The sequence below is a fragment of the Paraburkholderia sp. EG287B genome, assembly GCF_040965595.1.
In the GTDB taxonomy this organism is placed as follows: domain Bacteria; phylum Pseudomonadota; class Gammaproteobacteria; order Burkholderiales; family Burkholderiaceae; genus Paraburkholderia.
The window spans coordinates 93,884-107,004 of sequence record NZ_JBFRCG010000006.1 but is presented as its reverse complement, the minus strand read 5'-3'; the positions used below and the strand labels follow the sequence as shown (position 1 = coordinate 107,004).

Annotated in this window: 14 protein-coding genes; 9 read left to right on the top strand and 5 right to left on the bottom strand. The window is 62.7% G+C overall.

Features of this window, described 5'->3' with window-relative positions; genetic code table 11:
- The first annotated feature begins 9 nt into the window (after positions 1 to 9).
- The 3 genes from atzF to AB4Y40_RS11960 all read left to right on the top strand — a co-directional run bounded on the left by atzF (position 10) and on the right by AB4Y40_RS11960 (position 2,835).
- The gene (gene atzF / locus AB4Y40_RS11970; protein WP_368687844.1) at positions 10 to 1,821 is read left to right on the top strand and encodes an allophanate hydrolase; all 1,812 of its coding nucleotides are present in this window, start codon (positions 10 to 12) and stop codon (positions 1,819 to 1,821) included.
- Between the two features lie 42 nt (positions 1,822 to 1,863).
- Positions 1,864 to 2,268, top strand: coding sequence for a hypothetical protein (locus AB4Y40_RS11965; RefSeq protein ID WP_368687843.1), 405 nt, complete (start codon positions 1,864 to 1,866; stop codon positions 2,266 to 2,268).
- Between the two features lie 72 nt (positions 2,269 to 2,340).
- The gene (locus AB4Y40_RS11960) at positions 2,341 to 2,835 is read left to right on the top strand and encodes a GFA family protein (protein WP_368687842.1); all 495 of its coding nucleotides are present in this window, start codon (positions 2,341 to 2,343) and stop codon (positions 2,833 to 2,835) included.
- 12 nt (positions 2,836 to 2,847) lie between these two features.
- Here the strand turns inward: AB4Y40_RS11960 and AB4Y40_RS11955 are convergent, their stop codons facing one another.
- The 3 genes from AB4Y40_RS11955 to AB4Y40_RS11945 form a co-directional block, all read right to left on the bottom strand.
- Positions 2,848 to 3,309 carry a hypothetical protein gene (locus AB4Y40_RS11955; RefSeq protein ID WP_368687841.1) on the bottom strand — a complete coding sequence of 154 codons (462 nt, stop codon included), beginning with the start codon at positions 3,307 to 3,309 and terminating at the stop codon, positions 2,848 to 2,850.
- Between the two features lie 19 nt (positions 3,310 to 3,328).
- A complete protein-coding gene (locus AB4Y40_RS11950) occupies positions 3,329 to 3,751 on the bottom strand; it encodes an ACT domain-containing protein (RefSeq protein WP_368687840.1) in 423 nt (140 codons plus the stop codon).
- A gap of 130 nt (positions 3,752 to 3,881) precedes the next feature.
- Positions 3,882 to 4,829: a pseudouridine-5'-phosphate glycosidase gene (locus AB4Y40_RS11945; protein WP_368687839.1), complete on the bottom strand. Its 948-nt coding sequence runs from the start codon at positions 4,827 to 4,829 to the stop codon at positions 3,882 to 3,884.
- A 192-nt stretch (positions 4,830 to 5,021) separates the two neighbouring features.
- On the opposite strand from AB4Y40_RS11945, the gene AB4Y40_RS11940 reads away from it, so the two are divergent.
- The 6 genes from AB4Y40_RS11940 to AB4Y40_RS11915 all read left to right on the top strand — a co-directional run bounded on the left by AB4Y40_RS11940 (position 5,022) and on the right by AB4Y40_RS11915 (position 9,903).
- A complete protein-coding gene (locus AB4Y40_RS11940) occupies positions 5,022 to 5,759 on the top strand; it encodes an alpha/beta hydrolase (RefSeq protein WP_368688084.1) in 738 nt (245 codons plus the stop codon).
- The gene (locus tag AB4Y40_RS11935) at positions 5,760 to 6,104 is read left to right on the top strand and encodes a hypothetical protein (protein WP_368687838.1); all 345 of its coding nucleotides are present in this window, start codon (positions 5,760 to 5,762) and stop codon (positions 6,102 to 6,104) included. It abuts the gene before it with no gap.
- A gap of 167 nt (positions 6,105 to 6,271) precedes the next feature.
- On the top strand, positions 6,272 to 7,246 hold the full coding sequence (locus tag AB4Y40_RS11930; RefSeq protein WP_368687837.1) for a cysteine synthase A: 975 nt from the start codon (positions 6,272 to 6,274) through the stop codon (positions 7,244 to 7,246).
- Between the two features lie 62 nt (positions 7,247 to 7,308).
- Positions 7,309 to 7,512, top strand: coding sequence for a hypothetical protein (locus AB4Y40_RS11925; protein WP_342921622.1), 204 nt, complete (start codon positions 7,309 to 7,311; stop codon positions 7,510 to 7,512).
- A 19-nt stretch (positions 7,513 to 7,531) separates the two neighbouring features.
- Complete coding sequence (glnA, locus tag AB4Y40_RS11920; protein ID WP_368687836.1) at positions 7,532 to 9,031, top strand: type I glutamate--ammonia ligase; 1,500 nt, start codon at positions 7,532 to 7,534, stop codon at positions 9,029 to 9,031.
- 134 nt (positions 9,032 to 9,165) lie between these two features.
- The gene (locus AB4Y40_RS11915; protein ID WP_368687835.1) at positions 9,166 to 9,903 is read left to right on the top strand and encodes a BON domain-containing protein; all 738 of its coding nucleotides are present in this window, start codon (positions 9,166 to 9,168) and stop codon (positions 9,901 to 9,903) included.
- 109 nt (positions 9,904 to 10,012) lie between these two features.
- Here the strand turns inward: AB4Y40_RS11915 and AB4Y40_RS11910 are convergent, their stop codons facing one another.
- The gene (locus tag AB4Y40_RS11910) at positions 10,013 to 11,179 is read right to left on the bottom strand and encodes a porin (protein ID WP_368687834.1); all 1,167 of its coding nucleotides are present in this window, start codon (positions 11,177 to 11,179) and stop codon (positions 10,013 to 10,015) included.
- A gap of 356 nt (positions 11,180 to 11,535) precedes the next feature.
- Positions 11,536 to 13,065 carry a SulP family inorganic anion transporter gene (locus tag AB4Y40_RS11905; RefSeq protein ID WP_368687833.1) on the bottom strand — a complete coding sequence of 510 codons (1,530 nt, stop codon included), beginning with the start codon at positions 13,063 to 13,065 and terminating at the stop codon, positions 11,536 to 11,538.
- Positions 13,066 to 13,121: the final 56 nt, after the last annotated feature.

Genomic DNA, 13,121 nt, shown 5'->3' with positions numbered 1-13,121 from the left:
CAGAGAATCATGCCGACATTCGATCTGCGACTTTCCACGCTCCGTAGCGCGTACCGTGACGGGCGCCTCACACCGCGCAAGCTCGTGGCTGAACTGCTCGGAAAAGCGAGTGCGCTGAATCCGGAGTTCAATCTCTTCATTCATCTTCTGACCGCAAGCGAAGTCGCGCCGTACCTCGACTGGCTCGAGGAGCAGGATTTCGAGCGTCTGCCGTTGTACGGTGTGCCGTTCGCAATCAAGGACAACATCGACCTTGCAGGAGTCCCAACGACTGCCGCTTGCCCCGACTTTGCGTACACGCCGGAGGCGTCCGCGACGCTCGTCAGCCAACTGATCTCGCTTGGCGCGATCCCGATCGGGAAAACCAATCTCGACCAGTTCGCTACGGGTCTGAACGGCACGCGTTCGCCATACGGAAAATGCCGCAATAGCGTGCATCCTGACTACCCGTCGGGTGGGTCCAGCGCGGGTTCATCGCTTGCCGTTGCATTGGGCGTGGCGAGTTTCGCGCTCGGTACCGATACGGCAGGATCGGGCCGCGTGCCTGCCGGCCTGAACAATCTCATCGGACTCAAGCCGACGAAGGGCGTCCTGTCGACGGCGGGGGTCGTCCCGGCCTGCCGCACGCTTGACTGCGTGACGTACTTCACGGCCACGGCCGGCGAAGCCAGCGAGCTTCTCTCGTTGACCGCGCAAACCGACGCTCGCGATGCATACAGTCGCAGAAACCAGCAGTGGAACTCGGCAAGCGCGTTCGGCAAGCCTACGTCGTTCCGCTTCGGGGTTCCCGCGCGCCTTGAATTCGCGGGATGCGCCGAGAGCCCGGAACTGTTCGCAAGGGCGCGTGCGCGCCTCGAAGCAGCAGGCGGCGAGGCAGTGGAGATTGATTTCGAGCCCTTTGTCGAGGCCGCGAATCTCCTTTATCAGGGTCCGTGGGTTGCGGAGCGCTACAGCGTGGTTGGCGAGTTGATGTCAGCGACGCCGGACGCCGTGCTTCCCGTCATTCGGGACGTGCTGGCCAAGGCGCCGGGTGCAACGGCGGTCGAACTGTTTCGCGCGCAGTATCGCCTGCAGGCGTTGAAGGCAGCCTGCGATGCGGTGGTCGATTCATTGGACTTCGTGCTGACGCCGACGTATCCGCGCCCTGTGACGCTCGCTGAACTGGAAGACGACCCGATTGGGCCGAACTCATTGCTCGGCTACTACACGAACTTCATGAATCTGCTGGATTACGCGGCTGTCGCCACGCCATCTGGGTTCATGAAGAACGGACTCCCGTGGGGCGTAACGGTCTTCGGCCGCGCGTTCACCGACCAGTATCTGCTGGGTGTCGCCGATGTGTTGCAGACGGCGAGTGGCATCGAATGTGTTGGCGGAAGCCGCCCGGAGCCTGGCGCGCGGCGAATAGCGGCCAACGACCGGATTCGCATCGCGGTGTGCGGTGCTCACATGCAAGGGCTGCCGCTGAACAAGGACCTGGTTTCGCGAGGCGCGCAACGGATGCAGATAACGCATACGGCGGCCCACTATCGGCTGGCCGCGCTGCTCGCTTCTGCGGACGGCACCCGACGCCCGGGATTGTGGCGAGTTGCGGAGAACGGCTCCGGGATTGCGGTCGAAGTGTGGGAAATGCCGAGCGCCGAGTTGGGCTCGTTCCTGGCAACCGTGCCGTCTCCGCTGGTGCTCGGGAAGGTCGAGTTGTCGGACGGCTCGTGGGTGACCGGCTTCTTGTGCGAACCGTATGGCGTGCTGTCGGGAACCGATATCTCCGAATTCGGCGGATGGCGAGCGTGGCTCGCCAGCGAGCGCCGGCCCGACTGACCCTGCGAGATGTAACGGAATACCTGGGACCACAAAATTACCATGTTCGAATCGAGCTGCTTTTGCGCTTTAATGTTGGCGACGCTTGCGATCGCTGTCCGGATGATAGTGCTCATCCACGAAGGCAATGACCGCGCGGCGATTTTTCTCGAAATGAAGCTGGCATTGCACGTCGCTTTGATCCTGCTTTTGGCGATGACTTACGACGTTGGGATTGAACCGGCATTTGTGTGGCTGCACCACAGGTTGCCGCATACCGGTACGCTCGAAAACCGGACGATTGCAGCGATGCTTACCGGCATGGGATGCGTTGTCATCGTCATTGCCGTGCCATGGTGCATGGTCGCCTTCCAACGGTTACGACGTGATTCATCGACGGCTCGCAGGGTTACCGACGACTTGATTGTTCGACTTCGGGTCGGAGAGAAGCGGGCGGCGCTGATGTGATCAAGATTGCTCGTGGCGTGCGAAACCAGCCCGTTGCCTTGTGATGTCGCCCAGCGCTACACTGCGCGGGCGATGAGGAAGCGCCAGGTAGCGGGCTTCCAGCGGGGCATTCGGCAGATGCCAGTAAAACCGGGTTCAGCGGCAGGAGGAAACAGCGACGTGACAGTGCCATTTTCCGGCGGGTGTGCATGCGGAGCGATCCGTTATGTCTGCTCGCGCGCGCCAGTTGCGACGCTAAACTGCCATTGCCTCGATTGCCAGCGCTCGAGTGGTGCTCCTTTTGCCTCCGGCTTCATCGTCCGCGTGTCGGACGTGACGGTCAGCGGCACGCCGAACACATACTCGGTTCGTGCCGGCAGCGGCAGGCTCGCGACTCGCAGCTTTTGTGCCGATTGCGGTTCTCCTCTGTTCACCCAGGGCGAGGCGGCACCCGAAGTGATGTCCATTCGTTTCCCTACGCTGGACGATCCGTCGGAGTTTCAGCCGATGCTGGATATCTGGACATCCAGTGCCCAACCATGGGTTTGCCTGAGTCAGGCCATTCCTCACTATCCTCAGTCGCCCTAGACGGGGCGCCGATCAATGCGGTTCACCGAGGCAAGCGTCGGCAACATCGACGATCGGCTCGTTGTCCGAGTGAGCTTGAGGAAACCGGTCAACGCATTTGATCTGTACATACGTCCACCACGTTCCTGGTGGATCGTGGCCCAGCCACATCACAGTGGCTGCGACCTTGGTACGCAAACCCCAATGCCGCCAGTCAGCACCGGTTGGCGAAAAGTTTCCGTGCATGTCCTTGTACAGGCTGCGGTCCAGCCCGTACTGCTTTAGCCAGGGCGGATCGATGCGCGCCTCGAGCGCAGCCGGCTCGCCCCGCGCGGTGCCTGCTTGGGCTATTGCCTCGTCCCGGCGCAGATCGCTCACGGCATGGCCAATCACCGACAGTTCGAACAGCAATACCGCACCAACCGCCGCGCAGGTGGTAATAGTGCAGAGCGAAAGCGCCCAAAGTACCCGCCTTCTGGACGTCGGCGTTTTCATCGCGCTCGACACGGGCGCTTCAGGCCCTTTGCAGAATGTCGATTGCCTTTTCGGCGTCGTCCAATGAGTCGAGCGCGAGATAAGCAATGAACTGCGTGCCAAGTACCGCCGCGGAGACGCCGCGGAAGCTGATGCCCCCCTCGGCCAGCATCTGGGTCAATTGGGCGATGATCCCCAGTTGGTCAAGACCCATTACACGGACGGAATGAAGGCTCGGGGTGACGCTAAACCCCGCCTGTCTGGCAGCACCGATCGCGCTGTCGCCCTCGATCGGAGCGACGAACACGACCCCCTTGCCCGATGCCTCCGGCGTGCGACGCGCCACGATAAACTGCAAGTCGACACCCGCATCTCGCAAGGCGCCTAATACCTTTGCAAGGCCGCCCGGTTTGTCGTCGATGGTCGCTGCCCAAACCTCGACCCGTTCCACACTCAGTTCCATGGCAGTCTCTCCCGCCTCGGACATGATTAGAAAAATCTACTTCAGGAACGGCATGCGGGCAAGACAGGCCGCGCGCGGATGTGCCCGCGGGCGGTTGCCGGAAACACGGTGGTGGATGAGTGTGCGGCGGCTACGCCGAGCCTGTCTCGCGCGCTGTGTGTGCCAACGCCAACGCCAGTCGTGCCCCGACCTCGGCGTTGTGTTTCACGATCGCGATGTTCGTCGCCAGACTGCGTCCACCCGTGAGTGTCGTGATGCGAGACAGAAGGAAGGGCGTCACGGCCTTGCCTGTGATGCCTTGTGCCGTGGCCTCAGCAAGCGCCTGCTGAGTCAGCGCGTCGATCTCTGCGGACGGCATCGCTGATCCTTCTGGCACCGGCGTGCTCAACAAGACGCCGCCCTCGAGGCCCAGGTCCCACTTGGTGCGGATGAAGTGCGCCTGGTCCGCTGCGTCGTCCAGCCGGAAGTCCGCGCGAAAGCCGCTGTCGCGAGTGTAGAACGCAGCGAAATTGTCCTGTCCGCAACTGAGCACCGGCACGCCGTAAGTTTCCAGGTATTCCAGTGTGAGCCCGATGTCCAGGACGGACTTCGCACCGGCGCAAACCACCGCCACCGAGGTCTTTGCCAGTTCCTGCAGGTCGGCCGAGATGTCGAAGGTTTCCTGCGCGCCCCGGTGCACGCCGCCAATGCCTCCGGTGACGAAGACCTCGATGCCGGCCAGCGCGGCACATATCATCGTGCCAGCCACCGTCGTGGCGCCGAGCCTGCCGCCGGCCAGTACGGCCGGCAGGTCGCGGCGGCTAACCTTGTGCACATGCTCCGAGCGGCCAAGCCGTTCCAGCTCGTCGTCAGCGAGCCCGATGTGGATTCGCCCCCCGATCAGTGCGATCGTTGCCGGTTCAGCTCCCATCTCGCGGACCAGCGCCTCCACTTCGCGCGCAGTGCGAATATTCTCTGGATAGGGCATGCCGTGAGCGATGATGCTCGATTCCAGCGCGACAAGCGGGCGGCCGGCGGCCTTGGCAGCGCTTACAGACGCGCTGAACGTCAACCAGGAGTGTGCGAGGTCGGCAACCATGTCTTTGGGCCTTTGGGGGCGTGGACTCGAGTATGCCGCATGGGGCCGCTTCACGGCGCATCGCCTGATCCACGTGCTCCAGACGAACGATCGGGCAGTCCGGCTTGCGGCCAGACCCTGACCGGCGCATCGTTCACGGGAATCGTGCTGAGGCGCGCCTTCGCGCGCCGAACCCTTTTGACAGGCTTCGCCATGTTGCAGGAACGTTTTCTCTACTTTCCCGAAAGGGCTGTAATCGAGGACGTCGTTTCCGATCGACTCGCGGCCTGGCCGACGATGGAGGCGTTGCGGGGGCTCGCCGCCGAACCGCCCGGAACCGCGAGCGGCACCGCCATTGTTTTTCACGGCAACGCGGGGCACGCAGGACACCGCGCCTTCTACGCCGCCGCGCTCAACCGGCTGGGACTGCGCACGATCCTCGCCGAATATCCGGGCTATGGGCCACGCGAGGGCACGCCCGATGAACAACGCCTGGTCGCCGATGCGCGAGAGACCATCGAGCTTGCGCATCGCCTTTACGGCGCGCCTGTGCTGGTCATCGGGGAATCGCTCGGGGCAGGCGTGGTTGCCGCCGCCGGCGCGCGCGAACGCGACAAGATCGCCGGCCTGATGCTCATCACACCGTGGGATACGCTCCTGAACGTCGCCGCTTTTCACTACCCATGGGCGCCCGTGAAGTGGCTGATGCATGACCGATACGACAGCGTGGCCCACCTGGCCGGCTTCGGCCGCCCGGTTCTCGTGGTGGTTGCCGAACGCGACAGCATCGTACCGCCACGCCTGGGCGAAGCGCTCTACGACGCGCTGCCCGGTCCGAAGCAACTGTGGATCGTGCAGGCGGCCGAGCATAACGACTGGCCTGGCCACGTCGACGCTAGCTGGTGGCGGGAGGCGATCGACTTTCTGCTCACACCCTCCGGATCAGAATAGATGAGATCCCGCCCGGTCCCGCCCCAGTGCGAACGCTTCTACATCCTCGATGCGAAGAACAGGCCTGTTGAGATGTGCGACCGCAGCGAGTGGTCGCGCTGGATGGCCGAGAACGAATTGATCTTTCGCCGCACGCTGCTCGAAGCGTCGGGCGTGACGGTCACGACGCGATTTCGCGGTGTGGCTGACGCACGGGCTGGCGAGCCCGCGCTCTTCGTGACGCGCATCGCCGGAATGGAAGCGCGAAAAGACAACGAGAGCTTTGGCGCAAGCACGCTCGGTGAGGCGCTCGAGTTGCACGAACGCATCGTGCAGAAAATCCTTCGACTGCTGGCCGGGCGGTGATCGGCGCGCCCAAAATATTGGCAAGCTTCTTGCAGGTGAGCCTGTGTATCCACTTCAAGGTCACCTTCACCGACTGCGGATCAAACCTCGGGAAGTGCGCCGGATCTTTGCCTATCCTTCCAGTGTGAGAGTGGCCTGTTGCCAGGCCTGCGATTACGGGGGGAGGTATGCATGTTCGGACGGGTTTTGTCGGGTGCGTAGGCGACACGCCGCTCATCAGGCTCGCGCGGCTCAGCGACGAAACCGGCTGCGAGATTCTCGGCAAGGCCGAATTCATGAACCCGGGTGGTTCGGTGAAGGACCGGGCCGCGCTTTCCATTATTCAGGACGCCGAGCAGCGCGGCGAACTCCGGCCCGGCGGCACGGTGGTGGAGGGCACTGCGGGCAATACAGGCATTGGCCTTGCCCATATTTGCGCGGCTCGCGGTTATCGCTGCGTCATCGTTATTCCCGAGACGCAGTCTCCCGCGAAAATGGAACTGTTGCGCGTCCTGGGCGCGGAAGTCCACCCGGTACCGGCCGCCCCATACAAGGACCCGAACAACTACCAGAAGATCGCGGGAAGGCTCGCGCAGGAACTGGGCGATGCGATCTGGGCGAACCAGTTCGACAATCTTGCCAATCGCAAGGCTCACTACGAAACAACCGGCCCTGAAATCTGGCGCGATACCGCTGGCACGGTCGATGCGTTCGTCAGCGCCACCGGGACTGGCGGCACCCTCGCCGGGGTGGCCCGCTTCCTGAAGGAGAAGAACCGGGATGTGTGGATCGTGCTCGCCGACCCGTACGGCAGCGGTTTGTACAGCTACGTGAAGACGGGCGAGATTCACGCGGAAGGCAACTCGATTACCGAAGGGATCGGCTCCAGCCGCCTGACTGCGAACCTCGAAGGCACGCCGATCGATGACGCTTACCAGGTCGATGACCAGTCATGCGTCACCATGGTCTACCGCTTGTTGCGCGAAGAAGGGCTCTATGTCGGCGGTTCGACAGGCATCAACGTCGCGGCTGCCGTCAGGCTTGCCCGGGAGATGGGGCCGGGGCATACGATCGTCACACTGCTGTGCGACGGCGGCGAGTTGTACCGCTCCCGCCTTTTCAATCTGGACTGGCTGAAGCAAAGGGGCCTGGTCCCGGCGTAGGCAGCCCCTCACGCCTGGCGTCACCCATGTTCCCTTTTGGGTTTATCTCTTGAGGAGGTCAAATGAACACCAAGGACAAAGGCAACGTGCGCGCATTCGTGCAGACGGCCGAACAGATCGGCGGCTGGGTGTGGGTTATCTCGCTCGTCGACTTCGATGCGCGCGAAGTGCGGCGCTCGCTCGTCGCCGAAGAACCCTTCGCCACGGAGCGCGCGGCGAAAGACGCAGGCTACGCCCGTCTCGAAGCGCTCGCACACGATCAGTAGCTGCGCAGGGAGAGTCCCCATGGCCAGTCCACGAGGTGGATCGGCGTTCGACGTATCCGTCGACCCCGGCCGTTATCGTGTCGCGCGGCCTGATAACCCGCAGCAGGTTATCGAGCTACTGCGCGAACACAGGATTCAGATCGTCGACCTCAAATTCACGGATCTGCCCGGTCTCTGGCAGCACTTTTCGATCACGCTGCCCGAGGTGCACGAAGACCTCTTTGCCAACGGGATCGGCTTCGACGGTTCATCGATTCGCGGATTTCAGGAAATTCAGGAATCCGACATGCTTCTCAAGCCGGATCCCACGACCACGTTCATCGATCCTGTGAGCGAAACGCCCACACTCTCGATGATCTGCGACGTGATCGATCCCGTGCTGCATCAGCCGTACTCGCGCGACCCGCGCTACATCGCGAAGAAGGCCGAGGCCTACTTGAAGCAGACCGGCATTGCGACGACATGCTACTTCGGGCCCGAGCTCGAGTTCTTCATATTCGATTCGATCCGCTTTGGCCAGGATGCCCATAGCGGCTACTTCTATGTCGAATCTGCCGAAGGGGACTGGAATTCGGGCCGCGACGAAGGAGCGTATGGCGGCGGCAACCTCGGTTACAAGCCTCGCTTCAAGGAAGGGTATTTTCCGGCGCCGCCGCACGATACCCTGCAGGATATCCGCTCGACGATCGTGTTGTTGCTTCAGCAGGCCGGCGTGCAGGTGGAAGTGCATCACCACGAGGTGGCGACAGCGGGACAGAACGAAATCGACATGCGGTTTTCCACGCTTACGCGGATGGCCGACAACGTCATGATCTATAAGTACATCTGCAAGAACGTCGCGCGCCAGCACGGCAAGGTAGCGACGTTTATGCCGAAGCCGCTCTTCGCCGACAACGCGAGCGGCATGCACTGCCACCAAAGCCTGTGGAAGGACGACGAGAATCTGTTCTACGATGCGCATGGCTGGGCGCTCACGTCTGACATGTGTCGATGGTATATCGGCGGCCTGCTGAAGCATGCGCCAGCGCTGATGGCTTTCTGCGCGCCGACCACGAACTCCTACAAGCGTCTCGTGCCCGGATATGAAGCGCCGGTGAATCTGGCGATGTCGCAACGCAACCGCTCGGCGGCCGCGCGCATTCCGATGTACTCCGATTCGCCGAACGCGCGGCGCGTCGAGTTCCGGTGTCCCGATCCGTCGGCCAATGCGTACCTCGCCTTCTCAGCAATGCTGATGGCCGGGCTCGACGGCATCGAAAACAGGACAGATCCGGGCGATCCGCTTGACGTCAATATTTACGACCTGCCGCCCGAGAAAGCGAAGGACGTCCGTCAGGTGCCGGGTTCTCTCGACGAATCGCTGAATGCGCTCGAGGCCGACAACGAGTTTCTGCGCAGAGGCGATGTCTTCACTGAAGATGTCATCGACACGTGGCTGGAGTACAAGCGCAAGCGTGAGATCGACGCGATCAGGCTGCGCCCGCATCCGTGGGAGTTTTATTTGTACTTCGACGTCTGATCACCCGTGCAACGCTGAGGGGAAGGAGGGGCGCAATAACTATAATGAACTGGGCAGCGCCCGCCTCGCGTGACACGTTTTAGACTGCGGGGCAGGGAGATTGCTGCTTCGTCCCCCTTTGCGCGAGGCAGATCATGCAACGCCCTGATGCGATCCTCAAGCACGTAATGGCGGCGTTCGAACACGAATCGCACCTGAAACTCCACAATTCCCCCATTCATATCAGCCGCGAGAGCGGTGCCTTGACGGTTGCAGGCGAAGTGCCGGACGTTGCGTCCAAGAAGCGGTTGATTCAGCTGACCCGGACTTACAGCGACGGCGAAGCGCTCATTGACCAGTTGCGCGTCAGCGCTATGCCGCAGATTGGCGACGGCGAGTTGCGCACGCGAATCTGCGAACGGATTCTGCAGACGGTGGAGTTCCGCAACTGCGTGATATGCGCGCGCGTGAAAGACCAGCTCGAAATGCTGCGTGGCACCATGGACCAGGCCGGCGAGGAGGGCGGCGGCGTTGTGGAGGTGACCGTTGAAGGTGGCGTCGTGACGTTGACGGGCCAGGTGATGAGCCTGTCGCATCGACGGCTCGCAAGTGTGATCGCGTGGTGGGTCGGCGGGTGCCGGGACGTGGCGAATCTGCTGGAATTGGTGCCCGCCGAAGCGGACGGCGACGAAGAGATTCACGAGGCCCTCGCTCTCGTGCTCGAATCCGATCCGCGCGTTCACGCTGAACAAATCACAATCGACGTGCAGGGCAAGCGGATTACGCTCGCGGGGTGTGTAGCGACCGAAGCGGAGAGGCGCCAGGCAGAGATGGATGCGTGGTGTCTGGACACCGTGGGAGGTGTGGTCAACCGGATCGAGGTGCGCGCCTGATCGTGTTGGGGCATTGGATCAATGTCCAATATTTGGGGTGCAATTTACTAGCGCGGCTTTTCCTGGCCCGGGGTAATGCATCCATTCCCCCGGGCTTCTGAACCTGCTATTAGAACCGGTGGTACATGCCGATGTTGGCTTGAACCTGGTTGCCGCCCGATGCCGTGTTGCCGAAGTCAGCAGCCGAAGCCTGAGCGCCCTGCGCGTGAACGTAGGCACCCATCACGTATACCGAGGTGAGCTTCGACAGCGCGTACGTAGCACCCAGCGACGCCTGGTTGATCGAAGCCATCGTGCGGCCCTCAGCGGCTTGTGCAGGCGTGGCTGCCGAGCCGTAGACGTACGTGTATCCAGCAGCCAGCGACAGCGCCGGGGTTGCCTGGTACTGCAGAAGGGCACCCACTACGTTGAAGTGGATCGATTCCTGGCCGTCGTTGCCTTCATATTGAGCGTTCGAGTAGCGCAGGCCGGCCGTGTACGGACCGAACTGGTATTGGCCGGCGATTTGAGCGATGCCCGCGCTCTTGAACGCATTGCCACCGTAGTAACCCGAACTCGGATAGCCCAGCGCACCACCGAACGACGGTTGCGCCGTTGCGTTCTGCCAGCCGTTCTCACCCTGGTTTGCGGCATGGAAGTAGCCGCCAGCGACCGTCAGACCACCTTGAGCGTAGTCTGCAGCCACCGACCACGATTGACCCGAACCCATCGCACCGGCAACGCCGCCGAACGAGTACGCGCCTTCAGCCTGGAAGCCGTGGAAAATCGGCGTAATGTACTTGACGGCGTTGTTCTGGTTCGTCGTGTTGTCGTTGTTGTCCACGTCGCCCGGGGTCGAGAATGTCGACGCCGAAACGGCGTCGCCCGTCAGGCCTTGAACCATTTCCGTCACGGCGTCGATCTGGCGACCCATACGCAGGGTACCGTACTGGTCCGACGTGAGGCCTACGTAGGCCTGGCGGTTGAACAGCGAACGCGAGGAGCCAATGGGGCCCTGGCCGCCGATGCCGCCGTTGGCAATGTTGAAACCATTTTCGAGCTTGAAGACCGCCTTGAGGCCGCCGCCGAGGTCTTCCTGACCCTGGAGGCCCCACTTGTTCGAACCAGAGGCACCGCCAACGAGGGCGACCAGCGAGTGGCCATTGACGTTCGAGGTGTAGCTGATACCTGCGTCCAGCATGCCGTACAGGGTGACCGACGACTGTGCCATTGCTGCCGAGGATGCGGCGAAAGCGGCAACAGCGATAACCGTTGCCTTGATGGTGCTGTTCTTCATCTGTAATTCAGTGTCCCTGAGTATCTTTTGGATTGATTTATCTGTTACTGCGCGCCGGAGGATACGGCACCTCCTGCAAACTCAAGAAACGAAAAAAAATAGACTGTCGCAAAAACGTAACAAAAAGGCGCAATGTCTTGTCCGGCGGGGGATCGATGGACTATTCCGTGCCAGGTCGGCAAGGGCGGATGGGTGGCCGTTCCCGTCGGCCGCCGACGTTTGAAGGCCGGCCGGACCCTTCTGTGGCTGGCGCTTCATGGCCCGGCAGCCGACTCGCGTGTTTCGCATCGGCCAGCGCTTGCCGCCTTGCGGCGCGATCGGGTGGCACCTCTGGTAGAGGGTGACCGGGCGAGCGCTCAGGCGCCTGCTCGAGTTGCCGGCGGTAGCACGGCGGCTGCATGCCGTACCTCCACCGCGATCGACCGCAGCGGCGCATCGGCGATGAAACGATCGAGCAGTTCACGCACGTCGTGATCGATGTAGTCGGCGCGCGAGGTGTCGACGATCACCGTCGCGCGATCCGGGATGTGAGCGAGCATCTGCTTGAGCGGCACCTTGCCGAGGAATGACACATCCTTGCGAAAGGAAACCAGGAAATGATCGTCGTGCCGCGCGAGCGCGATCGGCCGCTGCAGATTCGCCCACAGCGCGAGCCCCGCGCTGCACAGCACGCCGAGCATGATTCCGGTGAGCAGGTCGGTGGCGAGCACGCTGGCGATCGTAACGATGAATGGCGCGAACGGTGCCGCGCCCTGTTTCGCGAGCGCGATGAACAAGGAAGGTTTGGCGAGCTTGATGCCGGTGTGAATGAGGATGGCCGCAAGACTCGCGAGCGGAATCATGTTGATCGCGTCGGTGAGCGCAAACACGCTGACGAGCAGCAGCACGCCGTGCACGATCGCGGAGAGCCGGCTTTGCGCGCCGGCGTGCACGTTTGCCGAGCTGCGCACGATGACCGAAGTGATGGGCAGGCCGCCGATGGCGCCGGCGACGATATTGCCGACCCCTTGCGCCTTGAGTTCGCGGTTGGGCGGCGCGGCGCGCCGCTGCGGGTCGATCTGCTCGACGGCTTCGAGGCTCAGCAGCGTCTCGAGACTGGCCACGACGGCGAGCGTCAGGGCGACGATCCAGATTTCCGGGTCGACCAGCCGGGCGAAGCTCAGCTCGAACTCGCCGAACTGCAGGGCGTTGCCCAGAGCCGCGAACGATTCGATGGCAGGCAGTGCCACGCGTTGTTCGACCGGCAATGCGAACGCCGTGTCGGGCGAGCCACAGACCAGCGTCGCGCTCACGCCCGCCAGCACGACGACGAGCGGTGCGGGCACGAGCCGGACAAGCGCGAAGCGTCGCAATGCGCGCGTTTCCCAACCCGCAAGAATGGCGAGCGAGATCGCGGTGACCGCGCATACGACGGGTGAGATCGACTCAAGCGCGTGGGTCAGAAACCCGGTCCCGTTGCCCGAGGTCAGTCCGAGTGCGAGCGGAACCTGCTTGATGACCAGCAGCAGGCCGATTGCGGCGAGCATGCCCTTGATGACGGGGGTGGGCACATACGAGGCGAGGCGACCGGCTTTGAGCATGCCGAAACCGAACTGCAGCACACCCGACAGCAGCACGGCAATCAGGAATGCAGAGAAACTGCCGAGGCGCGCGATGCCATCCACGACGATCACGACGAGCCCGGCGGCGGGGCCGCTCACGCTCAGGCGCGAGCCGCTGAGCGCGGCGACGACGATGCCGCCGACAATGCCGGAAACGAGCCCGGCCAACGGCTCCGCGCCGGAAGCCCTTGCAATGCCGAGGCATAGCGGCAGTGCGACGAGAAAGACGACGGTGCCGGCGGCGAGGTCACGCGCGAGCGCGGACAGGGAAGCTCTCGAAGTCATGATGGATGCGGGTAGAAAAGCAAGGTAGAGGATTCGATGGCGGCGGTCCTGACGCG

What these genes read in the sequence shown, in the direction of transcription:
- glnA (WP_368687836.1), top strand. Translation starts at nt 7,532, where the DNA reads ATGGCCAGTCCACGAGGTGGATCGGCGTTCGACGTATCCGTCGACCCC.
- AB4Y40_RS11930 (WP_368687837.1), top strand. Translation starts at nt 6,272, where the DNA reads ATGCATGTTCGGACGGGTTTTGTCGGGTGCGTAGGCGACACGCCGCTC.
- AB4Y40_RS11905 (WP_368687833.1), bottom strand. Translation starts at nt 13,065, where the DNA reads ATGACTTCGAGAGCTTCCCTGTCCGCGCTCGCGCGTGACCTCGCCGCC.
- AB4Y40_RS11965 (WP_368687843.1), top strand. Translation starts at nt 1,864, where the DNA reads ATGTTCGAATCGAGCTGCTTTTGCGCTTTAATGTTGGCGACGCTTGCG.
- AB4Y40_RS11925 (WP_342921622.1), top strand. Translation starts at nt 7,309, where the DNA reads ATGAACACCAAGGACAAAGGCAACGTGCGCGCATTCGTGCAGACGGCC.
- AB4Y40_RS11935 (WP_368687838.1), top strand. Translation starts at nt 5,760, where the DNA reads ATGAGATCCCGCCCGGTCCCGCCCCAGTGCGAACGCTTCTACATCCTC.
- AB4Y40_RS11955 (WP_368687841.1), bottom strand. Translation starts at nt 3,309, where the DNA reads ATGAAAACGCCGACGTCCAGAAGGCGGGTACTTTGGGCGCTTTCGCTC.
- AB4Y40_RS11945 (WP_368687839.1), bottom strand. Translation starts at nt 4,829, where the DNA reads ATGGTTGCCGACCTCGCACACTCCTGGTTGACGTTCAGCGCGTCTGTA.
- AB4Y40_RS11910 (WP_368687834.1), bottom strand. Translation starts at nt 11,179, where the DNA reads ATGAAGAACAGCACCATCAAGGCAACGGTTATCGCTGTTGCCGCTTTC.
- AB4Y40_RS11940 (WP_368688084.1), top strand. Translation starts at nt 5,022, where the DNA reads ATGTTGCAGGAACGTTTTCTCTACTTTCCCGAAAGGGCTGTAATCGAG.
- atzF (WP_368687844.1), top strand. Translation starts at nt 10, where the DNA reads ATGCCGACATTCGATCTGCGACTTTCCACGCTCCGTAGCGCGTACCGT.
- AB4Y40_RS11950 (WP_368687840.1), bottom strand. Translation starts at nt 3,751, where the DNA reads ATGGAACTGAGTGTGGAACGGGTCGAGGTTTGGGCAGCGACCATCGAC.
- AB4Y40_RS11915 (WP_368687835.1), top strand. Translation starts at nt 9,166, where the DNA reads ATGCAACGCCCTGATGCGATCCTCAAGCACGTAATGGCGGCGTTCGAA.
- AB4Y40_RS11960 (WP_368687842.1), top strand. Translation starts at nt 2,341, where the DNA reads ATGAGGAAGCGCCAGGTAGCGGGCTTCCAGCGGGGCATTCGGCAGATG.